This window comes from Burkholderia sp. AU39826, from assembly GCF_020419965.1.
Taxonomy (GTDB): Bacteria; Pseudomonadota; Gammaproteobacteria; order Burkholderiales; family Burkholderiaceae; genus Burkholderia; species Burkholderia semiarida.
On the sequence record NZ_JAIZQG010000009.1, the window covers coordinates 14,332 to 35,391 of the forward strand.

17 protein-coding genes are annotated in these 21,060 nt (G+C 69.8%); 10 read left to right on the forward strand and 7 right to left on the reverse strand.

The genetic code is table 11. The features are described 5' to 3' along the window. Positions 1 to 186: 186 nt before the first annotated feature. The 6 genes from LGM42_RS17490 (at position 187) to LGM42_RS17515 (ending at position 7,132) form a co-directional block, all read left to right on the forward strand. Entirely contained in the window at positions 187 to 753 is a 567-nt protein-coding gene (locus LGM42_RS17490) for a helix-turn-helix domain-containing protein (protein WP_060310589.1), read from the forward strand. Between the two features lie 78 nt (positions 754 to 831). After that, positions 832 to 1,413, forward strand: a complete 582-nt coding sequence (locus LGM42_RS17495) for an HD domain-containing protein (RefSeq protein ID WP_059584536.1) — start codon at positions 832 to 834, stop codon at positions 1,411 to 1,413. Positions 1,414 to 1,464: 51 nt separating this feature from the next. Further along, the gene (locus LGM42_RS17500) at positions 1,465 to 2,193 is read left to right on the forward strand and encodes a class I SAM-dependent methyltransferase (protein ID WP_060310587.1); all 729 of its coding nucleotides are present in this window, start codon (positions 1,465 to 1,467) and stop codon (positions 2,191 to 2,193) included. Between the two features lie 278 nt (positions 2,194 to 2,471). Beyond that, entirely contained in the window at positions 2,472 to 3,668 is a 1,197-nt protein-coding gene (locus LGM42_RS17505) for an efflux RND transporter periplasmic adaptor subunit (RefSeq protein WP_059640876.1), read from the forward strand. Beyond that, positions 3,665 to 5,743: a MacB family efflux pump subunit gene (locus LGM42_RS17510; RefSeq protein ID WP_226232748.1), complete on the forward strand. Its 2,079-nt coding sequence runs from the start codon at positions 3,665 to 3,667 to the stop codon at positions 5,741 to 5,743. The genes LGM42_RS17505 and LGM42_RS17510 overlap by 4 nt, the downstream gene beginning before the upstream one ends. Before the next feature lie 6 nt (positions 5,744 to 5,749). Next, positions 5,750 to 7,132 (forward strand): efflux transporter outer membrane subunit, encoded by a 1,383-nt coding sequence (locus tag LGM42_RS17515; RefSeq protein ID WP_060310586.1) that lies wholly within the window; start codon positions 5,750 to 5,752, stop codon positions 7,130 to 7,132. A 37-nt stretch (positions 7,133 to 7,169) separates the two neighbouring features. Here LGM42_RS17515 and LGM42_RS17520 read toward each other — a convergent pair whose 3' ends face one another. Continuing rightward, complete coding sequence (locus LGM42_RS17520; protein WP_226232749.1) at positions 7,170 to 8,708, reverse strand: MFS transporter; 1,539 nt, start codon at positions 8,706 to 8,708, stop codon at positions 7,170 to 7,172. Between the two features lie 177 nt (positions 8,709 to 8,885). Between LGM42_RS17520 and LGM42_RS17525 the strand changes: the two genes are divergently transcribed. Next, on the forward strand, positions 8,886 to 9,806 hold the full coding sequence (locus LGM42_RS17525; RefSeq protein WP_060310584.1) for a LysR family transcriptional regulator: 921 nt from the start codon (positions 8,886 to 8,888) through the stop codon (positions 9,804 to 9,806). A 52-nt stretch (positions 9,807 to 9,858) separates the two neighbouring features. On the opposite strand, the gene LGM42_RS17530 is transcribed toward LGM42_RS17525, so the two are convergent. The 6 genes from LGM42_RS17530 to LGM42_RS17555 form a co-directional block, all read right to left on the reverse strand. Next, positions 9,859 to 10,998 (reverse strand): enoyl-CoA hydratase/isomerase family protein, encoded by a 1,140-nt coding sequence (locus LGM42_RS17530; RefSeq protein ID WP_060310583.1) that lies wholly within the window; start codon positions 10,996 to 10,998, stop codon positions 9,859 to 9,861. Continuing rightward, positions 10,995 to 11,786, reverse strand: a complete 792-nt coding sequence (locus LGM42_RS17535) for an enoyl-CoA hydratase (protein WP_226232824.1) — start codon at positions 11,784 to 11,786, stop codon at positions 10,995 to 10,997. The genes LGM42_RS17530 and LGM42_RS17535 overlap by 4 nt, the downstream gene beginning before the upstream one ends. After that, positions 11,786 to 12,685 (reverse strand): 3-hydroxyisobutyrate dehydrogenase, encoded by a 900-nt coding sequence (mmsB, locus tag LGM42_RS17540; protein ID WP_060011849.1) that lies wholly within the window; start codon positions 12,683 to 12,685, stop codon positions 11,786 to 11,788. Before mmsB ends, LGM42_RS17535 begins: the two co-directional genes overlap by 1 nt. An 18-nt stretch (positions 12,686 to 12,703) precedes the next feature. Continuing rightward, positions 12,704 to 14,233, reverse strand: a complete 1,530-nt coding sequence (locus LGM42_RS17545; protein WP_226232750.1) for a CoA-acylating methylmalonate-semialdehyde dehydrogenase — start codon at positions 14,231 to 14,233, stop codon at positions 12,704 to 12,706. Between the two features lie 112 nt (positions 14,234 to 14,345). Then, positions 14,346 to 16,052 carry an AMP-binding protein gene (locus LGM42_RS17550; RefSeq protein WP_226232751.1) on the reverse strand — a complete coding sequence of 569 codons (1,707 nt, stop codon included), beginning with the start codon at positions 16,050 to 16,052 and terminating at the stop codon, positions 14,346 to 14,348. A 198-nt stretch (positions 16,053 to 16,250) separates the two neighbouring features. Next, positions 16,251 to 17,384: an acyl-CoA dehydrogenase family protein gene (locus LGM42_RS17555; protein WP_059584519.1), complete on the reverse strand. Its 1,134-nt coding sequence runs from the start codon at positions 17,382 to 17,384 to the stop codon at positions 16,251 to 16,253. 137 nt (positions 17,385 to 17,521) lie between these two features. On the opposite strand from LGM42_RS17555, the gene LGM42_RS17560 reads away from it, so the two are divergent. From LGM42_RS17560 to LGM42_RS17570, 3 genes are all read left to right on the forward strand, one after another. Continuing rightward, a complete protein-coding gene (locus LGM42_RS17560) occupies positions 17,522 to 18,556 on the forward strand; it encodes an AraC family transcriptional regulator (protein ID WP_059584518.1) in 1,035 nt (344 codons plus the stop codon). 121 nt (positions 18,557 to 18,677) lie between these two features. Then, positions 18,678 to 20,228 carry an NfeD family protein gene (locus LGM42_RS17565; protein ID WP_226232752.1) on the forward strand — a complete coding sequence of 517 codons (1,551 nt, stop codon included), beginning with the start codon at positions 18,678 to 18,680 and terminating at the stop codon, positions 20,226 to 20,228. Beyond that, positions 20,225 to 20,998, forward strand: a complete 774-nt coding sequence (locus tag LGM42_RS17570) for a slipin family protein (RefSeq protein ID WP_059584516.1) — start codon at positions 20,225 to 20,227, stop codon at positions 20,996 to 20,998. Before LGM42_RS17565 ends, LGM42_RS17570 begins: the two co-directional genes overlap by 4 nt. The last annotated feature ends 62 nt before the right edge of the window (positions 20,999 to 21,060 follow it).

Here is a 21,060-nt window from a genome sequence, read left to right on the forward strand (position 1 = left end):
TTTTCGACGGGCGCGAACGCGCGCGGCCGCCCGCTGCCGCGGCAGACTTCCGGTTCGACAACGTGCGGCGGATACGCGAGAATCCGGCTTCCGAGGGCGAAAGCCACTGAACTGAAGCGAACCGCACGGACGGCGTAGCCGTCGCGACGTGCGCCGCGCGACGGCAGCATCGACCGGAGCACCACCATGCCCGCCTCCCCGCTTCATCCCCCGCCGCTCGGCCCGCAACTCAGGCGCTGGCGCGCGCTGCACCGCGTGAAGCAAAGCCACGCAGCCGAACTGTTCGGCGTCGCGCAATCGACGATCTCGCGCTGGGAGGCCGGCCTTCAGCAGATGTCGCCCGACGAGCGCGCAACGGCCGAACGGCTGCTCGCCGCGCGCCTCGACTCCGCGGGCGACCACGCGCTCGCGCGGCTGATCGCCGGCAGCGCGGGCCGCATGCATCTCGTGTGCGACCTCACGCACCGGCTGCTGGCCAGCTCGCCGGCGCGCGCGGCCGAATTCTCGCAGCCGCTTTCGGCACTGCTCGGCACGTCGCTGTGGCGCTACGCGACGCCGGAAATCGTCCGCATGGAAGCCGCGCTCGATCCGCTCGGCTGGCACGACCGCGCGGGGCCGCCGAGCGTCGAGTTCGACACCGGCGCGAATGCGTCGCGCGTCGTGCCGATTCGCGGCAGCCGGTGCCGGTGGACGCGGATGACGCTGTCGGACGGCTCGGCCGTGCGGCTCGTTGAAACGCTCGACGCGCGCTGACGCACGCGCATATTTCATGCGTGGACGAAGCGCGTCCGGCCGGCGTACGCTTGGCGGTTCATCGCAAGGACGCCGATCATGAATCCCGATACGATCCACGCGCGGCTCGCTTTCCTGCGCGAAGCCGAGCGCCTGAAGGACGTGCTGCGCAGCGGCCATACGTCGGCCGGCCGTGCGGAAAGCACGGCCGAGCACAGCTGGCGGCTGTGCCTGATGGCGCTCGTGTTCGCCGACGCGCTGCCCGGCGTCGACGCGCTGAGGCTGCTGAAACTGTGCGTCGTCCACGACCTCGGCGAGGCGCTGCATGGCGACATCCCGGCGATCGAGCAGGCCGCGCACCCCGACAAGAGCACGCACGAACGCGACGACCTGCTGACGCTAACCGCGTCGCTCGACCGCACGATGCGCGACGAGATCGTCGCACTGTGGGACGAATACGAGGCAGCCGCGTCGCCGGAAGCCCGCGCGGCGAAGGCGCTCGACAAGCTCGAAACGATCCTGCAACACAATCAGGGCCGCAATCCGCCCGATTTCGACTACGCGTTCAATCTCGGCTACGGGCGACGCTACACCGACGCGCAACCGCTGTTCAGCGCGATCCGCGCGATCGTCGACGCCGATACGCAACGCCGGATCGACGCGAGCGGCCAGCGCGCGTAAGCTCGCGGGATCGGGCAGCCGGCCGGCCCGCCCCCGCACGAAAGCCGCCGCATGACTCAGAACATCTACGACGACCCCGCCTTCTTCGAAGGCTACAGCCGCCTGAACCGCTCGATTCACGGGCTCGACGGCGCCCCCGAATGGCCGGCGCTGCGCGCGCTGCTGCCCGACCTGCGCGGCCGCCGCGTGCTCGATCTCGGCTGCGGCTACGGCTGGTTCAGCCGCTGGGCCGCCGACCAGGGCGCGGCGAGCGTGCTCGGCATCGACGTGTCCGAGCGGATGCTCGAACGCGCGGCATCGAGCGCCGCGCATCCGGCGATCGCGTACCGTCGCGCCGACCTCGAAACACTCGCGCTGCCCGATGCGGCGTTCGATCTCGCGTACAGTTCGCTCGCGTTCCACTACATCGTTCACCTCGACACGCTGCTGCGTACGATCCATCGCGCGCTCGTGCCGGGCGGCCGGCTCGTGTTCTCGATCGAGCATCCGATCCATACGGCGCCGCGCCGGCCCGGTTTCGTCGTCGATGCGCAGGGCCGCCGCTCGTGGCCGCTCGACGGCTATCAGCGCGAAGGCGAGCGCGTGACCGACTGGCTCGCGCCGGGCGTCGTCAAGCAGCATCGCACGCTCGGCACGCTCGTGAACCTGCTGATCGGCAGCGGCTTCGCGCTCACGCATCTGGACGAATGGGGGCCGACGCCCGAACAGGTCGTCGCACAGCCCGCGCTCGACGAGGAACGCGACCGGCCGATGATGGCGATCGTCGCCGCGCAGCGCTAGCACCGGGCGCCGCACGCGCGGCTGCCCCGTTCCGCAGATCGCGACAAACTCGCCGTTTCGCCCGCCCGATGGTGCGGCGTCCACACAATTCAGCACAATTTCCACACGATTTGGCGCGAATTCCTCGCTTACCATGAGCGCCTGATTCGATTCGGCCCGCCCGCGCGATGCGTACGCGGAACCCGTCGCGGGCAACACGCCCGGCACGAGATGCCTCCCGGATCGTTCCGCCCGGCCGCACGCATCGCCGGCGCCCGCTTCATCCTCGCTGCATGCTCATGACCCAGAAGACCCATCGCCGCCGGCGCATCGTGCTGGCCACCCTCGCCGTCGTCGCGATCGCCGCCGGCGTCACGCTGAAGGCCTGCGCGCCCGACAAGCATCCGCAGTACCTGTCCGCGCCGGTCACGCGCGGCAACCTCGAGAACGCGGTGCTCGCGACCGGCGCGCTGCAGGCGTTCAGGCAGGTCGACGTCGGCGCGCAGGTGTCGGGGCAGTTGAAGACGCTGAAGGTCAAGCTCGGCGACAAGGTCACGAAGGGCCAGTGGCTCGCCGAGATCGACCCGGTGATTTCGGAAAACGCGCTGCGCCAGGCGCGCGCCAGCGAAGAAAGCCTGCGCGCGCAGCAGCAGTCGACCGCCGCGCAGCTCACGCAGGCCGAACTCGCGTTTCGCCGCCAGCAGGCGATGCTGCCCGACGACGCGACGTCGCGCGAATCGTTCGAGGCCGCGCGCGCAACGCTGGACGTGCAGCGCGCGACGCTCGCGTCGCTCGCCGCGCAGATCCGTTCGGCCCGCATCCAGATCGAGACCGCGCAGGCCAACCTCGGCTACACGCGCATCGTCGCGCCGATCGACGGGGAAGTCGTCGCGATCGTCACGCAGGAAGGCCAGACCGTGATCGCGCAGCAGCAGGCGCCGGTGATCCTGAAGCTCGCGAATCTCGACACGATGACGGTCAAGGCGCAGGTGTCGGAAGCCGACGTGATCCGCGTGAGCGCCGGCCAGACCGCGTATTTCACGATCCTCGGCGAACCGGACAAGCGCCACTACGGCAAGCTGCGCGCGATCGAACCGGCGCCGCAGAACTACGCGGAAGCGCAGAGCGCGCTCGGCGGCGGGGGTAGCGGCGGCAGCACGAAGCCGAACAGCGCCGTGTTCTACAACGCGCTGTTCGACGTGCCGAATCCCGGGCATCGGCTGCGCATCGCGATGACCGCGCAGGTCAACATCGTGCTCGGCAACGCGCGCAACGCGCTCAGCATTCCGGCCGCCGCGCTCGGCGACAAGCGCAAGGACGGCACCTACGCGGTGCGCGTGCTGCGCGCCGACGGCGGCACGGAAACGCGCCACGTGCGCATCGGCATCAACAACAACGTGCGCGTCGAAGTGCTGGCCGGCCTGAAGGACGGCGAACGCGTGGTGATCGGCGAGGCGTCGCCGGACGAGCGCGCGCCGCTGGCGGACGCGGTATGACGATGAGAAGCCAGCCCCTGCTCAAACTCGCCGCCGTCACGCGACGCTTTCCGGCCGGCGACAAGGACGTCGTCGTCCTGAACAACGTGAACCTGTCGATCGACGCGGGCGAGATCGTCGCGATCGTCGGCGCGTCGGGCTCCGGCAAGTCGACGCTGATGAACATCCTCGGCTGCCTCGATCATCCGAGCGAAGGCACGTACACGGTCGGCGGGCGCGACACGCACATGCTCGACAGCGACGAGCTCGCGCAGTTGCGCCGCGAGCACTTCGGCTTCGTGTTCCAGCGCTATCACCTGCTGCCGCACGTCGACGCGGTGGCGAACCTCGAAATGCCGGCGATCTACGCGGGTACGCCGCGCGCCGAGCGGCACGCCCGCGCCCGCGCGTTGCTCGCGCGCCTCGGGCTCGCGGATCGCGCGCATCACCGGCCCGGGCAACTGTCCGGCGGCCAGCAGCAGCGCGTGAGCATCGCGCGGGCGCTGATGAACGGCGGCCAGGTGATCCTCGCGGACGAACCGACCGGCGCGCTCGACACGAAAAGCGGCCAGGACGTGATCCGCATCCTGCACGAGCTGAACGCGCTCGGCCATACGATCGTGATCGTCACGCACGACAAGGCCGTGGCGCGCCATGCGCGGCGCATCATCGAGATCAGCGACGGCGAGATCATCGCCGACCGGCCGAACCGCCACTACGCGGAAGCGCTTGCGGAAGCGCTTGCGGACGCGCCCGCCGAAGCGCTCGCGGAAGTGGGCGCCGACGCGGCCGCGAGTACGCCGTCCGCGCCCGCCGCTGACGATGCACGGCCACCCGTCGGCGCCGATCCCGTCGCCAATGCCGATCCCGCGCCACCCGCCCGCCGCTTCGCGGCAGGCACCGGCCGCTTCGCCGAGGCGTGCCGGATGGCGTGGATCGCGCTCGTGTCGCATCGGCTGCGCACGCTGCTGACGATGCTCGGCATCATCATCGGCATCACGTCGGTGGTATCGATCGTCGCGGTCGGCGAAGGCGCGAAGCGCTACATGCTCGAAGAGATCGGCAGCATCGGCACCAACACGATCAACATCTATCCGGGCACCGACCGGGGCGACAGCCGCGCGGACACGATCCAGACGCTCGTGCCCGCCGACGTCGCCGCGCTCGCGGAGCAGCCGTACGTCGACAGCGCGACGCCCGAAACGTCGCGCACGCTGCTGCTGCGCTACCGCAACATCGACGTCAACGCGCTCGTGAGCGGCGTCGGCGATCGCTACTTCCAGGCGCGCGGGATGCGCTTCGCGCTCGGCGTCGCGTTCGACGACGATGCCGTGCGCCGCCAGGCGCAGGTGGCCGTGATCGATCAGAACACGCGCCGCAAGCTGTTCGGCGCGACGCGCAATCCGGTCGGCGAAGTGATCCTGGTCGACAACGTGCCGTGCGTCGTGATCGGCGTGACCGCCGACAAGAAAAGCGCATTCGGCAGCGTGAAGAGCCTGAACGTGTGGGTGCCGTACACCACCGCGAGCGGGCGCCTGTTCGGCCAGCGCTATCTCGACAGCATCACCGTGCGCGTGCGCGACGGGCAGCCGAGCGCCGCGGCCGAGAAAAGCCTCGAGAAGCTGATGATCCAGCGCCACGGCCGCAAGGACTTCTTCACGTACAACATGGACAGCGTGGTCAAGACCGTCGAGAAGACCGGCCAGTCGCTGACGCTGCTGCTGTCGCTGATCGCGGTGATCTCGCTCGTCGTCGGCGGGATCGGCGTGATGAACATCATGCTGGTGTCGGTCACCGAGCGCACGCGCGAGATCGGCATCCGGATGGCGGTCGGCGCGCGCCAGTCGGACATCCTGCAGCAGTTCCTCGTCGAGGCCGTGCTCGTGTGCCTGCTCGGCGGCACGATCGGCATCGCGCTGTCGTTCGGGCTCGGCGCGCTGTTCTCGATGTTTGTCACGCAGTGGAAGATGGTGTTCTCGGCCGGCGCGATCGTGACCGCGTTCGTGTGCTCGACGCTCACCGGTGTGATTTTCGGGTTCATGCCCGCGCGCAACGCGTCGCGGCTCGACCCGATCGATGCGCTCGCGCGCGACTGACGAAACATGGCCATCATCACGCACGCCTCCCCGCTTCACCGTCTCGGCGCATTCGCGTGCGCGGCCGCGCTGCTCGCCGGCTGCGCGGGTGCGCGCCACGCACCGCCGCCGGCCGTCGCGATGCCCGCGAACTGGGCCGCGCCGGTCGCGGCCGACGCGCCGGCCGCCACGCGCGACTGGTGGCGCAGCTTCGGCGATCCGCAACTCGACGCGTTGATCGACGACGCGCTGCGCGCCAACAACGACCTCGCGATCGCGGCGATCCGCGTGTATCGCGCGCAGTTGCAGGCCGGGCTCGTCGATACGAACCTCACGCCCAGCGTGACGCTCGGCGCGAACGGCGCCGTGTCGCGCACGCTCGATACGCACCGGATGAGCCGCTCGAGCGGCCTCAACGGTTCGCTCAGCTACGAAATCGACCTGTGGGGCCGGCTCGCCGCGCTGCGCGATGCCGCGCGCTGGGAAGCCGACGCGACGGCCGCCGATCTGGAAGCCGCGCGGCTGTCGCTGATCGGCACGACCGCGGCGCTGTACTGGCAAATCGGCTATCTGAACCGGCAGATCGCGCTCGGCGACGCGAACATCGCGTATGCGCAGCGCACGCTCGCGCTCGTCCGGTCGCGGCACGCGGCCGGCGCCGTGTCGGGGCTCGATCTCGCGCAGGCAGAACAAAGCCTCGCCGCGCAACGCGCGGCGCAGACGCAACTGATCCAGCAGCGCACCGAGAACCGCCACGCGCTCGCGATCCTGTTCGACCGGCCGCCGCAGCAGCGCGCGGCCGAACCGTCGGCGCTACCCGACGCGGCGCCGCCCGAGGTCGCGGCCGGCCTGCCCGCGAGCCTGCTCGGCCGGCGCCCCGACCTGCGTGCGGCGGAATTCCGGCTGCGCGAGTCGCTCGCGCAGGTCGACGCGACGCGCACGAGCTTCTACCCGACCTTCACGCTGACCGGCAGCGCCGGCACGACGAGCACGAGCCTCGAGCGCGTGCTGACGAATCCGGTCGGCACGCTCGGGCTCGGCCTCGCGCTGCCGTTCATCCAGTGGAACACGATGCAGTTGCAGATCCGGGTGTCGAAGTCGCAGTACGAGGAAGCGGTGGTCGGGTTCCGCCAGCGGCTCTACACGGCGCTCGCGGAAGTCGAGAACGCGCTGTCGGCACGCGTGCAGCTCGAACGCGAAGCCGAACAGCGCGCGCTGTCGCTGGCCCAGGCGCAGCGTGCCGAACGGCTGGCCGCCGCGCGCTTCGCGGCCGGCGCGACCGCAGTGCAGCCGTGGCTCGACCAGCAGCAGGTGCTGAGGAGTGCGCAGAGCGCCGACGAACTGACGCGCCTGAACCGGCTCAACAACCAGATGAAGCTCTACCGCGCGCTCGGCGGCGGAACCTCCTGACCGGCCGTCACCCGTCATACGCCGCGCGCCGCCCGCGTCATTCGCACACGGCCGCCCCGCGCCGCACTGGCGCGAACGCCACCGCGCTCGCGGTCGCGAGCACGGCCACGCCCGCCGCGCCGTACAGCATCACCCAGCCGAAGCCGTGCACGAGCGCCGCATGCAGCGCCGCGCCGCTCGGATCGGCCTGCGCGAGCGCCGGCGCGATCGCCTGCAGCCCGTCGGTGCGGCCCGCTGCGATTTCCTGCGCGAGCCGGCGCAGCGCCGCGTCGCCGATCGCGCCGGCCGGCCCGCCCTGCAGGCTCGCGACGATCCCCGCCACCAGCACGAAGCCCATCGTCGCGATGTTCAGCGCGAGCGAGATCATCCGCGCGCTCATGTCGATGCCCGACGCCATGCCGGCGCGCGCACTCGGCACCGCGCCCGTCGTCGTGTTGGTGACGGGCGTGTTGGTCAGCCCGAGCCCGATGCCGGCGATCATGCAGCCCGGCAGCATCGTCAGCCAGCTTGCGTGAACGGCCGCGCTGCCGAGCCGCATCAGCACGAAACCGGCCGCGATCGTGAACAGGCCGCCCGGAATCACGACGCCAGGCCCGTACCGCAGCGCAAGCCGTTCGCCGAACGGCGGCGCGATCAGCGTCGGCAGCGTGTACGCGAGCAACGCGAGGCCGGCCGTCACGCTGTCGTAGCCGAGCGCGACCTGGAACCAGATCGGCAGGTAGATCATGAACGGCCAGAAGCTGAAATTCATCCCCATCGAGCCGAAGATCGCGCCGGTGAATGCGCGGATCCGGAACACCGAAAAGTCGAACATCGGCCGCGCGCTGGCGCGCTCCGCGATGAAGAAACCGATCAGCGCGAGCACGGTCGCGCCGAGCACGCCGAGGCCGGCCGCGCTCGCGAGCCCGAGTTCGGCGCTCTGGGTGATGTAGAAGGCAAGGCCGAGCACCGCGAACGACAGCGTGACGATGCCCGCGACGTCGAGCGTGCCCGCATGCGGATCGCGCGATTCCCGCACCGCGCCGCCGATCAGCACGAGCGCGACGGCCGCGAGCGGCGCATGAACGAGAAACACCCACGGCCAGCTCGCGAGCGCGACGATCGCGCCGCCGACGATCGGCCCGAAACCGAGCCCGATGCCGAACACGATCCCCCAGATCCCGAATGCGCGGCCGCGCTCGCGCCCTTCGCGGAACTGGTGCGACAGCACGGCGATCTGGCAGATCAGCATCGCGCCGCCGCTCGCGCCCTGCAGCAGCCGGCCCGCGACGAGCACCGGCACGTTCGGCGCGAGCCCGCACAGCAGCGACGTCGCGCCGAACAGCACGGTGCCGATCACGTACACGCGTTTGCGGCCGAACCGGTCCGCGAGCGTGCCGGCCGCCATCAGCACCGTCGTACAGGCGATCGTGTACGCGTTCATGATCCACTGCATGCCGTTGAAATCACCATGCAGCACGTGTTCGAGCGTCGGCAGGATCACCGGCACGCTCGAGATCTCGAGGCCGAACATCAGCGACGTAAGACAGACGGCCGCGAGCGCGACCGCATTCCTGCGGGAGTCGGATAGCGTCATGCGTATTTGCGCGGCGGCCCGGCAACGGGCCGCGCGCCTCCAGGTCAGTAGGATTCGCCGCGCGCGGCCGGCGACGCACGCTGGGCGGGAATCGGTACTATAGTGAGAATTCACCTCCCCATTGACGCACGCATTTCCACGCACTGGGGAATTTACGGACCCAATCGACGCAACGCGATGACCGACAGACTCGACGGCGTAACGACCTTCGTCCAGGTGGTGGAATCAGGCAGCTTCGCGCTGGCCGCGGAGCGGCTCGACATGACGCGCTCGGCGGTCGGCAAGGCGATCGCGCGGCTCGAGAAGCGGCTCGGCGCGCGGCTGCTGCAGCGCACGACGCGCAGCCAGAGCCTGACCGACGACGGCCAGGCATACTACGACCGCTGCGTGCGCGCGCTCGCGGAACTGGAAGCGGCGGAAGCCGATCTCGACTGCGGCCGCCACGAGGCACGCGGCAAGCTGCGGCTGAGCGTGCCGCTCGCATTCGGGCACCACTGCGTGACGCCGATCGTGCTCGATCTCGCGCGCAGCTATCCGCACCTGCGCATCGACGTGTCGATCACCGACCGATTCGTCGATCTCGTCGAGGAAGGGATTGACCTCGCGGTGCGGATCGGCACGCTCGCGGACAGCACGAGCCTCGCGGTGCGGCGGCTCGGCACGCAGTACGGCAGCCTCGGCGCGGCGCCGTCGTATCTCGCGCGCCATGGTGTGCCGAAGACGCTCGACGATCTGAAGCACCATCGCACGATCGCGTATTCGCGTTCGGGCGTGGTGCAGCCGTGGGATTTGCGCGCGCCGGACGGCTCGACGGTGCGCATCGACATGCCGCATCAACTGAGTTTCGACGACGTGCAGGCGATCGCCGCGGCCGGCGCGGCCGGGTTCGGGATTGCGTGGGTGCCGAGCTGGCTGCTCGATCAATACGTGAAGCGCGGGGAGATGGTGGTTGTGCTCGATCGCTGCTTCGTGTGTGAAGGCGACATTCACGCGATCTGGCCGAAGACGCGCTACCTGCCGCGCAAGACGCGCTGCGTGATCGACGCGCTCGCGCAGGCGATTCCGCCGATGATCGAGCGCGCGGACGAACCGCGATGAGATGAATGGAAACCGACGCGCCGCACGGGCGCGTCGGACCATCACGCAAGGATCACGCCGCGCCGAGATCGGCGAGCGGATGCGCGAACAGCTTCCATGGCGACGTCAGGAAATGCCGCACGCGTTCGGCGCGCAACTCGACGAGCGACGCGGGCGCCCAGCGCGGCTTGCGATCCTTGTCGACGAGATGCGCGCGCACGCCTTCGCAGAAATCGCCTTCCTCGATCGCACGCGCGACGATGCCGAGCTCCATCCGGAACGATTCCGCGAGCGTCATCTGCCGGCCGCGCAGCAGCGCCTCGCGCGTCACCGCGAGCATCGTCGGCGAATGGCTCGCTAGCGCGTCGAGCGTCGCCTGCAGCCATTGGCGATGCTCGCGCGCGAGTTCGTCGCGCGCCAGATCCTGCGTGAGCGTCGCGACGATCCGCTCGACGGTCGAACGCTTGTCGAAGTGGCGGACGATCCACGGCATCTGGCTGTCGAGCGCCGCATGCGGCACGACGTTGCACGGCGGCTCGAACACCTTGCGCAGCAGTGGCAGCACATCGCCGTCCCACTTGACGCTTTCGATGCGCGTCTCGAACGTGTCGAGCCACGCGGACGGCACGCAGAGGTCCGCGAGCTTCGCGGCGAGCGCGTCGGCGCCCGACAGCATCGCGCCGGTCAGCCCCACGTACAGTTCGAGTTCGGCCGGCATGCGCGACAGGAAATGCGTCGCGCCCACGTCGGGCACGAGGCCGATGCGCGTCTCCGGCATCGCGATCTTGCTGCGCTCGGTCGCGACGCGCAGCGCCGCGCCCTGCGCGAGGCCCATGCCGCCGCCCATCGTGATGCCGTCCATCAGCGCGACGACCGGCTTCGCGAACGTGTGGATCGCGTAGTCGAGCCGGTATTCGTCGACGAAGAACGGCAGCCAGGTTTCGCGCTGCGCGACCATCCGGTACAACGCGCGCACGTCGCCGCCCGCGCAGAAGCCCTTCTCGCCCGCGCCGCGCAGCACGACCGCGACGATCCGGTCGTCGCGGCGGCAACGCTCGAACAGCGCGGCCAGCTCGCCGATCATCGCGTACGACAGCGCGTTGAGCGCGGCCGGCCGGTTCAGCGTGATCAGCGCCACGCGGTTCACCACGCGAAACAGCACCTCGGGCGCATGCTCCGCGAATGCATCGTGATTCGTCACCGGCGTGCTCATCGTTGCGGCTCTCCCTCGGTGCGCCACTGCGGCGCGCGCTTGCCCAGGAACGCCGCCACGCCTTCGCGCGGATCGGCCGTGTCGAACAGATCGACGAAGCGTTCGCGCTCGACCGCGAGCGCCGCGCCGCGTGGCACGCCGCGGCGCGCGAGGCCGATCAGTTCCTTGCTGTAGGCCACGGCATGCGGGCTTTGCCGCGCGACGTTGCGAGCCAGCGCGAGTGCCGCCTCGCGCGCGGCGCCGCTTTCGACCACGTCCTCGACGAGGCCGATCCGCAGTGCGGTGGCCGCATCGACGCGCGCACCGGTCAGGATGATCTTCTTCGCCCAGCCCTCGCCGACGAGCCAGGGCAGCGTCTGCGTGCCGAGCCCGCACGGCAGCAGCCCGACCGACGGCTCGGGCAGCGCCATCTGCGCATGCGTCTCCGCGATCCGCAGGTCGCACGCGAGTGCGCATTCGAGGCCGCCGCCCATCGCATAGCCGTTGATCGCCGCGATCGTCACGACGCGTGCGTCGTGCAGCGCCTCGAACGCCGCGCCGAAGCGCGACGCCATCGCACGCGCGACCGCGCGATCGCCGTCGGCGAACGTGTTGAGGTCGGCGCCCGCGCTGAAGAACTTCGGGCCGTCGCCGGTGATCACCAGCGCGCGCACGCGCGGGTCCGCATTCAGTTCGGCGACGGTTTGCTGCAGTTGCCGCAGCCCGTCGGCGGTAAAGGCGTTCGCGGGCGGACGCTTGAGCGTCGCGCACGCGATCGCGCCGTCGTCGACGTAGTCGAGTTCGATCATCATGCGTCCTTCTTCGTGGCCGGTTGGTACAGGCGGATCACCGCCGAGAAATCGAGCTGGCCGTCGCCGCGGCTGCTCATTGTCTGATACAGCTGCTGCGCGAGCGCGCCGAGATAGACGGGCTGGCGCGCCTGCTTCGCCGCGTCGTTCGCGAGGCCGAGATCCTTCAGCATCAGGTCGGTGCCGAAGCCGCCCGAGTAGCCGCGCGACGAAGGCGCGGTCTCGATCACGCCCGGATACGGGTTGTACGTGTCCGAGCTCCAGCAGCGGCCCGTCGACGTGTTGACGATGCCGGCCAGCACCTTCGGGTCGATGCCGAGCGCGACGCCGAGCGACATCGCCTCCGACACCGCCGCCATCGAGATGCCGAGCACGAGGTTGTTGCACACCTTCGCGACCTGCCCCATGCCCGTCGCGCCGCAGTGGACGATGTTCTTGCCCATCCCGGCGAGCACCGGTTTCACGCGCTCGAAATCCGCGTCGCTGCCGCCGACCATGAAGGTCAACGTGCCTGCCGCCGCGCCGCCGGTGCCGCCCGACACCGGCGCGTCGACGAACGCGCCGCCGTGCTCGCGCACCAGCGCGCCGAACGCCTGCGCGCTCGCCGGGTCGATCGTGCTCGAATCGATCACCGTCGCGCCCGCGCCGAGGCCGGCCAGCACGCCGTTCTCGCCGGCGAGCACCGAGCGCACGTGCGGCGCGGCCGGCAGCATCGTGATCACGAACGTCGCGCCCGACGCCGCATCGCGCGGCGACGCGGCCACCTGCGCGCCGGCGTCCTGCAGTGCGCGCAATGCGTCGGCGCTCAGGTCGAACGCGTGCACTTCGTGGCCGGCTTTCAGCAGGTTCAGCGCCATCGGCGCGCCCATGTGGCCGAGGCCGATAAATCCGATTTTCATGGTGGTGTCCTCCGCCGCTCAATGCAGCCGGATCGTCGTGTTCACCGGGCCGGCCGTCGTATCGTCGTCGAACCAGCGCGCGGTGACCGTCTTGGTCTGCGTATAGAACTGCACGACCTGCTTGCCGTACGGGCCGAGATCGCCGAGCTTCGAGCCGCGCGAACCGGTGAAGCTGAAGAACGGCACCGGCACCGGGATCGGAATGTTGATGCCGACCTGGCCGACGTCGATCTCGCTCTGGAACCGGCGCGCGGCCGCGCCGCTCTGCGTGAAGATGCCCACGCCGTTGCCCATCGGATTCGCGTTGACGAGCGCGATCGCCTCGTCGAGCGTGTCGACTTCCATCACGACCAGCACCGGCCCGAAGATTTCATGCGTGTAGATCGTCATGTCGGTCGTCACGCCGGAGAAGATCGTCGGCCCGATGAAGTTGCCTTCCTCGAAACCGGGCACCTTCACGTCGCGGCCGTCGAGCTCGAGCTTCGCGCCTTCCTTGATGCCCATGTCGATCAGCGACAGGATGCGCGCCTTCGCGCCGCGCGACACGACCGGCCCGACGTCGGTGCCCGCTTCCGAGCCCGCGTTGACCTTCAGCGTCTTCGCCTTCGCGACGATGTCCGGCAGCCATTCGCGCGCCTTGCCCACCAGCACCGCGACGGACGTCGCCATGCAGCGCTGGCCGGCCGCGCCGAAACCCGCGCCGACGAGCGCGTTGATCGCCTGTTCGCGGTTCGCGTCGGGCAGCACGACCGCGTGGTTCTTCGCGCCCATCATCGACTGCACGCGCTTGCCCTGCGCGCTGCCGAGGTTGTACACGTGCGTGCCGACCGTGGTCGAACCGACGAACGAGATCGCCTTCACGAGCGGATGCGTGCAGATCGCGTCGACGACGTCCTTGCCGCCGTGCACGACGTTCAGCACGCCTTTCGGTATGCCGGCTTGGAGCGCGAGCTCGACGAGCTCCATCGTCGACATCGGGTCCTGCTCCGACGGCTTCAGCACGAACGTGTTGCCGCACACGATCGCCATCGGGAACATCCACAGCGGAATCATCGCGGGGAAATTGAACGGCGTGATGCCCGCGCACACGCCGAGCGGCTGGCGCAGCGTGTAGGTGTCGACGCCGCCCGCGACGTTCTCCGCGAATTCGCCGAGCTGCAGCGTGCCGATCGAGCACGCGTGCTCGACCACTTCGAGGCCGCGGAAGATGTCGCCTTCGGCGTCGGGAATCGTCTTGCCCTGCTCGGCCGTCAGCGTCCTGGCGATGCGCTGCTGGTTCGCGCGCACCAGATCCTGGAACTTCAGCATGATGCGCATGCGCGCGGAAATCGGCGTGTTCCTCCACGTCGCAAACGCGGCGTGCGCGGCCTGCACGGCCGCGTCGACTTCCGCGACGGTCGCGAACGGCACGCGCGCGAGCACCTGTTGCGTCGCCGGGTTGACGATGTCGCGCCACTCGCTCGTGGCGGACTCGACGAAGGCGCCGTCGATCAGCAGCTTGACCGTCGGCACGTCTTGCCCCGTACGGGGCGTCGGATTCGCGTTCATCAGTGCAATCTCCTTGCAGTGGGCCGCGACGTAACGGCATGCCGCCGCGCGACCGTTTCAATTCGGCTGCGGGCGGCCGCCGCGGCATGCGGCGCGCGCGGCCCGCGGCCGGTCATTTCAGTTCGGCTGCGAAATCTTCTTCCCAGTACTCGCCGGGCATGCGCGCGCTCGCGTCGTCGCCGCGTTCGATTTCGCGGCGGCGCAGCTCGACGCGACGGATCTTCCCCGAGATCGTCTTCGGCAGCTCCGCGAACTGCAGGCGGCGAATGCGTTTGTACGGCGCGAGCTTCTCGCGCGAGAAGCGAAAGATCTCCAGCGCGAGCGCGGGGCTTTCTTCATAGCCCTGGCGCAGCGTGACGAACGTCTTCGGCACCGACAGCCGCACGGGGTCCGGGCTCGGCACGACGGCCGCTTCCGCGATCGCCGGATGCTCGATCAGCACGCTCTCCAGCTCGAACGGGCTCAGCCGGTAGTCGGACGACTTGAACACGTCGTCCGCGCGGCCGATGTACACGTAGTAGCCGTCGTCGCGACGCATCGCGATGTCCGACGTGCGGTAGTGGCCGTCGCGCATCGCATGGGCCGTCGCGTCGGGATTGTTCGCGTAGCCCTTCATCAGCCCGACCGGGCGCGCGACGCCATCGCCGATCGGCAGCGCGACCTCGCCTTCGGTCACCGGCGCGCCGTCCGGGTCGAGCAACGCGATCCGGTAGCCGGGCAGCGGCCGGCCCATCGAGCCCGCGACGACCGGCTGGCCCGGCGAGTTGCCGATCAGGCAGGTCGTCTCGGTCTGGCCGTAGCCGTCGCGAATCGTGATGCCCCACGCGTTCTTCACGCGCTCGATGATCTCGGGATTCAGCGGCTCGCCCGCGCCGACGATCTCGCGCAGCTTCACGTCGAACGACGCGAGCGGCTGCTGCACGAGCATGCGCCACACGGTCGGCGGCGCGCACAGCGTGGTCACGCGGTATTTGACGAGCGCATCGAGCACGGCCTTCGGCTCGAAGCGCGCGTAGTTGAATACGAACACGCACGCCTGCGCATTCCACGGCGCGAAAAAGCAGCTCCACGCGTGCTTCGCCCAGCCCGGCGAGCTGATGTTCCAGTGGATGTCGCCGGGCTGCAGGCCGACCCAGTACATCGTCGACAGGTGCCCGACCGGATAGGTGCGGTGCGTATGCTCGACGAGCTTCGGCTTCGACGTCGTACCCGACGTGAAGTACAGCAGCATCGGATCGTTCGCGTGCGTCACGGCGTCCGGCTTGAACGCGGCGCTCGCCGCATAGCCGTCGTTCATCGCGAGCCAGCCTTCGCGCGGCGCGCCGGCGACGATCTTCTGCTCGAGGCCGAGGCCGGCCTGTTCGAACTTCGCGGTTTCGTTCTCGTCGACGATCGCGTAGGTCGCGCCGCCGATCTGCACGCGGTCGCGCACGTCGTCGGGCGACAGTTGCGTGGTGGCGGGCAGCACGATCGCGCCGAGCTTCATCGCCGCGAGCATCGCGTCCCACAGCTCGACACGGTTCGGCAGCATCAGCAGAATGCGGTCGCCGCGCACGACGCCGATCGAGCGCAGCCAGTTCGCGATCCGCGACGAACGCTCGGACATCTGCGCGAACGAATACGGGTCGCCCGTGCCGGTTGCCGCATCGACGATCCACAGCGCGGGCTGGTCGTTGCCGCGCGCCATCGGGTCAAAATAGTCGAGCGCCCAGTTGAACGCGTCGAGCACCGGCCATGCGAAATCGCGATACGCGGTGTCGTAGTCGGTGCGATGGCGCAGCAGAAAGTCGCGCGCGTCGAGGAATGCCTGTACCGTCATGTGTCGTCTCCGTCCAGTCTCCATGCCCAGCGGTCAACCGGCGCAGGTGCTGCAGCACCTGCCCGGTTCCGTGTCGCCCGGCGCACGGTCACGTCGCTGCGTGCCGCGTTTGCCGCGCTGCCCTCGTGCCTGCGTTGTATGCCTGCTCGTTCGACCGTTTGTTCGACTGCGTGATGCCGGATGGGCGCGCGCCGCGACTCACAGCTGCCGCGCGATCACCATCCGCTGCACTTCGCTGGTGCCTTCGTAAATCTGCGTGATGCGCGCGTCGCGATAGTGGCGCTCGACTTCGTAATCGGCGAGATAACCGTAGCCGCCGTGGATCTGGATCGCATCCGAGCACACGCGCTCGGCCATCTCGGACGCGAACAGCTTCGCCTGCGATGCTTCGGACAGGCACGGCAGCCCGGCCGTGCGCAGCTTCGCCGCGTGATGCACGAGCAGGCGCGCGGCGTTGATCTGCACGGCCATGTCGGCGAGCTTCTGCTGGATCGCCTGGTGCTCGGCGATCGGCTTGCCGAACTGCACGCGCTCGCCCGCATAGCGGCGCGCCTTGTCGAACGCGGCGCGCGCGATGCCGAGCGCCTGCGCGGCGATGCCGATGCGGCCGCCTTCGAGGTTCGACAACGCGATCTTCAGCCCTTCGCCGCGATTGCCGAGCAGGTTCTCTTCGGGAATCGCGCAGTTCTCGAACGTGATCGGGCACGTATCCGACGCGCGGATGCCCATCTTCTTCTCGGGCTTGCCGACGATGAAGCCCGGTGTGTCGGTCGGCACCAGGAACGCGGAAATGCCGCGCTTGCCCGCTTCCGGATCGGTCATGGCAAAAACGATCGCCACGCCCGCGCGCTGGCCGTTGGTGACGAACTGCTTCGCGCCGTTGAGCACCCATTTGCCGTCGCGCAATTCGGCCCGCGTGCGCAGGTTGTTCGCCTCGGAACCGGCCTGCGGCTCGGTCAGGCAGAATGCGCCGATCACGCGGCCGGCCGCCATGTCGGCCAGCCAGCGATCCTTCTGCGCGGGCGTGCCGAAGCCGAGGATCGGCCCGCAGCCGACCGAGTTGTGCACGCTCATCATCGTCGCGCACGCGGCGTCGCCGGCCGCGACTTCCTCCATCGCCAGCGCATAGGCGACGTAATCCGTATACGAGCCACCCAGTTCCTGCGGCACGATCATCCCGAGCAGCCCGAGCTCGCCGAGCTGCGCGACGATCGCGTCGGGCAGGTGCGCGTCGTGGTCCCACTGCGCCGCGTTCGGCGCCAGCCTCTCGGTGGCGAACGCGCGCGCGGCGTCGCGGATCATCCGCTGGTCTTCGGTGTAAAGCTCATCCATGGTGCTGCTGTCTCCCGCGGCCGCCGGGCGCGACCGTCCTTGCGTTTCGATGGAACAAGTGTAGGCAAGCACGCGCGACTGTTCGATGCTCGCGCCGCTCATTTACACTGAGCGTTTTTGCCATACCGGCGACACCGATGAAGCAGGAAGACAAGGGAACCGTCGCGATCAGCCTCGTCGCGTACAGCGTCGCGCTGGCCACACGGCGCGGCGTCGCGGCCGAGCCGCTGCTCGCGCAGGCCGGCATCGCCCCGGCGCTGCTCGGTCAGCCGCGCGCACGCGTGTCCGCGCAGCAATACGGCGCGCTGTGGAACGCGATCGCCCGCACGCTCGACGACGAGTTCTTCGGGCAGGACAGCCACCCGATGCGCAGCGGCAGCTTCATCGCGATGAGCCAGGCGGCGCTATCCGCGCGCGACGGGCTGCACGCGATGGCGCGCGCGGTGAACTTCATGCACTGCGTGCTCGACGACCTGCACGCGGAGCTCGACGCGAACCCGCAGCGCGTGCGGCTGCGTTTCGTGCACCGCAACAACGGCGCGACGCCCGCGATGTTCACGTACGCGACCTATTTCATCATCGTGTACGGGCTCACCTGCTGGCTGATCGGGCGGCGCATCCCGCTGCTGCATGCGAGCTTCCGCTGCGACACGCCGCCCGCCGACCACGAATACCCGTCGATGTTCTGCGACGACATGCGCTTCAACGAGCCCGATTCGTATGTCGATTTCGATCCCGAATTCGCGACGCTCCCGGTCGTGCAGAACGCGAAGACGCTGAAAACGTTTCTGCGCAACGCGCCGGCCAGCTTCATCGTCAAGTACCGCAACCCGAACGCGCTCGCGCAGCGCGTGCGGGCGGTGCTGCGCGGAATGCCGCCGGCCGCATGGCCGGGCGCAGGCGGGATGGCCGCGCGGCTGCACGTGGCCGAGGCCACGCTGCGCCGCAAGCTGCATCAGGAAGGCCACGCGTACCAGTCGATCAAGGACACGCTGCGGCGCGATCTCGCGTTCGAGGCGCTGGCCGACCCCGCCCGCACGATCGCGGACGTCGCGGCCGCGACCGGGTTCGCGGAGCCGAGCGCGTTCTACCGCGCGTTCCGCAAATGGAGTGGGCGCAGCCCGGCCGACTATCGCGACGAAGTGCTCGCGCGCGGCGGCGGCGCAAGCTGACGCCGGCCGGTGCGGCCGCAACTTCGCGCTTTCGGCCGAAACCGCCTAATCTTCAAGCATCGGGCCCACGCCCTTTTCGCGAGCCGGACGGCACGCGGCCGTGCGCCGCCCGGACGTCCCGATGCGTTTTCACCGTCATGAGCCGCCGCCCGCGCCTGCCGCCGCCGACGGCCGCCCCCGTCACCCGCTGTCCGCGCGGGTCGCGCGCGCCGCGCTGTTCGCGGCGCTGCTCGTCGTATGCGCCGCGGTCGCCGCGCCGCCATCGGCCGACGCGCCCGCCGCGCATCCGGTCGTCGTGATTCCCGTCAACGGCGCGATCGGCCCGGCCAGCGCCGATTTCATCGTGCGTTCGCTCGCGCGCGCCGCTCGCGAGCACGCGCCGCTCGCAATCCTCCAGCTCGACACGCCCGGCGGCCTCGATACGTCGATGCGGCAGATCATCAAGGCCATCCTCGGCTCGCCGGTGCCGGTCGCCGCATTCGTCGCGCCGGGCGGCGCGCGCGCGGCGAGCGCGGGCACCTACATCGTCTATGCGAGCCACTTCGCGGCGATGGCGCCCGGCACCAATCTCGGCGCGGCGTCGCCCGTGCAGTTGGGCATCGGCGGCGCCGCGCCGCCGGGCGCGCCCCCCGCTGCGCCCCATCCCGCCGGTGCGTCAGGTGCATCGGGTGCGTCCGCCACGCCGGCCGCGCTGCCGACCGATACGCAATCGACCGAGATCCGCAAGGCGATGCAGGACGCTTCCGCGTACATCCGCGGCCTCGCGCAGTTGCGCGGACGCAATGCCGAATGGGCCGAGCGCGCGGTGCGCGAGGCCGTGAGCCTGTCGGCGAACGAGGCGCGCGCGCAGCACGTCGTCGACCTGATCGCGCAGGACGCGGCCGATCTCGCGCGCCAGCTCGACGGCCGCGCGGTGACGACCACCGCCGGCACGCTGCGTCTGGCGACCGCGCACGCGCCGCTCGTCGCGCTCGCGCCCGACTGGCGCAGCCGCTTCCTCGCGATCATCGCCGATCCGAACGTCGCGCTGATCCTGCTGACGATCGGCATCTACGGCCTCTTCTTCGAATTCGCGAACCCCGGTTTCGTGCTGCCGGGCGTGGCCGGCACGATCTGCCTGCTGGTCGGGCTGTTCGCGATGCAGTTGCTGCCGGTCAGCTATGCGGGCCTCGGCCTCGTGCTGCTCGGGCTCGGCTGCCTCGTCGCGGAGGCGTTCCTGCCGACCTTCGGCGTGCTCGGGTTCGGCGGAATCGTCGCGTTCACGATCGGCGCGCTGATGCTGATCGACACCGACGTGCCCGGCTACGGGATTCCATGGCCCGTGATCGCGAGCCTCGCGCTCGGCGGCGGGCTGCTCGTCGCGGGCGTGTCGGGCGTCGCGCTGCGCGCGCGGCGCCGCCCGGTCGTGACGGGTGCCGAGGCGCTGCTCGGCAGCATCGGCGAAGTGCTCGACGACGGCCTGCAGCCGGACCAGCCGCCGGGCGCGGCCGGCGCCGTGCCGTCGGCCGCCGGCTGGGCGCGCGTGCATGGCGAGCGCTGGCGCGTGGCGAGCAGCACGCCGCTGGCCGCCGGCTGCCGCGTGCGCGTCACCGGCCGCCACGGGCTGACGCTGACGGTCGCGCCGCTCTACGACGTGCCCGCGCCGGTCCATCCCCAGGGAGAACCTTCATGATCGGTTACACGTTCGGCTTCAGCAGCGTCCTCATCGTCTTCGTCGTGGTGCTCGTCGCATCGTCGATCCGCATCTTTCGCGAGTACGAACGCGGGGTCGTGTTCATGCTCGGCCGGTTCTGGAAAGTGAAGGGGCCGGGGCTCGTGCTGATCATCCCGATCGTCCAGCAGGTCGTGCGGATCGACCTGCGCACCGTCGTGTTCGACGTGCCCGCGCAGGACGTGATCACGCGCGACAACGTGTCGGTGAAGGTCAATGCGGTCGTGTATTTCCGCGTCGTCGATCCTGAGAAGGCCGTGATCCAGGTCGCGCGCTTCTTCGAGGCGACGAGCCAGCTCGCACAGACAACGCTGCGCGCGGTGCTCGGCAAGCACGAACTCGACGCGCTGCTCGCCGAGCGCGAACAACTGAACGCGGACATCCAGAAGACGCTCGATGCGCAGACGGATGCGTGGGGGATCAAGGTGTCGACGGTCGAGATCAAGCACGTCGACCTGAACGAGACGATGATCCGCGCGATCGCGCGGCAGGCCGAAGCCGAGCGCGAGCGGCGCGCGAAGGTGATTCACGCGGAAGGCGAATTGCAGGCGTCGGAAAAGCTGCTGCAGGCCGCGCAGCGGCTCGCGCTGCAGCCGCAGGCGATGCAACTGCGCTACCTGCAGACGCTGACGACGATCGCCGCGGACAAGAACTCCACGATCGTGTTTCCGTTGCCGGTCGATCTGCTGGGGGCGTTGCTGGATCGGTTGGGCCCCGCGCGCGAGCGTTGAGACGCGCGCGTGCCGGGCCACATGACGCCGCGGCCGGTGCCGATGGGCGCGGGGGCCGACGC

Excerpts from the sequence above, each read along its gene's own strand:
- LGM42_RS17490 (WP_060310589.1), top strand. The coding sequence starts at position 187 with ATGCCCGCCTCCCCGCTTCATCCCCCGCCGCTCGGCCCGCAACTCAGG.
- LGM42_RS17495 (WP_059584536.1), top strand. The coding sequence starts at position 832 with ATGAATCCCGATACGATCCACGCGCGGCTCGCTTTCCTGCGCGAAGCC.
- LGM42_RS17500 (WP_060310587.1), top strand. The coding sequence starts at position 1,465 with ATGACTCAGAACATCTACGACGACCCCGCCTTCTTCGAAGGCTACAGC.
- LGM42_RS17505 (WP_059640876.1), top strand. The coding sequence starts at position 2,472 with ATGACCCAGAAGACCCATCGCCGCCGGCGCATCGTGCTGGCCACCCTC.
- LGM42_RS17510 (WP_226232748.1), top strand. The coding sequence starts at position 3,665 with ATGACGATGAGAAGCCAGCCCCTGCTCAAACTCGCCGCCGTCACGCGA.
- LGM42_RS17515 (WP_060310586.1), top strand. The coding sequence starts at position 5,750 with ATGGCCATCATCACGCACGCCTCCCCGCTTCACCGTCTCGGCGCATTC.
- LGM42_RS17520 (WP_226232749.1), bottom strand. The coding sequence starts at position 8,708 with ATGACGCTATCCGACTCCCGCAGGAATGCGGTCGCGCTCGCGGCCGTC.
- LGM42_RS17525 (WP_060310584.1), top strand. The coding sequence starts at position 8,886 with ATGACCGACAGACTCGACGGCGTAACGACCTTCGTCCAGGTGGTGGAA.
- LGM42_RS17530 (WP_060310583.1), bottom strand. The coding sequence starts at position 10,998 with ATGAGCACGCCGGTGACGAATCACGATGCATTCGCGGAGCATGCGCCC.
- LGM42_RS17535 (WP_226232824.1), bottom strand. The coding sequence starts at position 11,786 with ATGATCGAACTCGACTACGTCGACGACGGCGCGATCGCGTGCGCGACG.
- mmsB (WP_060011849.1), bottom strand. The coding sequence starts at position 12,685 with ATGAAAATCGGATTTATCGGCCTCGGCCACATGGGCGCGCCGATGGCG.
- LGM42_RS17545 (WP_226232750.1), bottom strand. The coding sequence starts at position 14,233 with ATGAACGCGAATCCGACGCCCCGTACGGGGCAAGACGTGCCGACGGTC.
- LGM42_RS17550 (WP_226232751.1), bottom strand. The coding sequence starts at position 16,052 with ATGACGGTACAGGCATTCCTCGACGCGCGCGACTTTCTGCTGCGCCAT.
- LGM42_RS17555 (WP_059584519.1), bottom strand. The coding sequence starts at position 17,384 with ATGGATGAGCTTTACACCGAAGACCAGCGGATGATCCGCGACGCCGCG.
- LGM42_RS17560 (WP_059584518.1), top strand. The coding sequence starts at position 17,522 with ATGAAGCAGGAAGACAAGGGAACCGTCGCGATCAGCCTCGTCGCGTAC.
- LGM42_RS17565 (WP_226232752.1), top strand. The coding sequence starts at position 18,678 with ATGCGTTTTCACCGTCATGAGCCGCCGCCCGCGCCTGCCGCCGCCGAC.
- LGM42_RS17570 (WP_059584516.1), top strand. The coding sequence starts at position 20,225 with ATGATCGGTTACACGTTCGGCTTCAGCAGCGTCCTCATCGTCTTCGTC.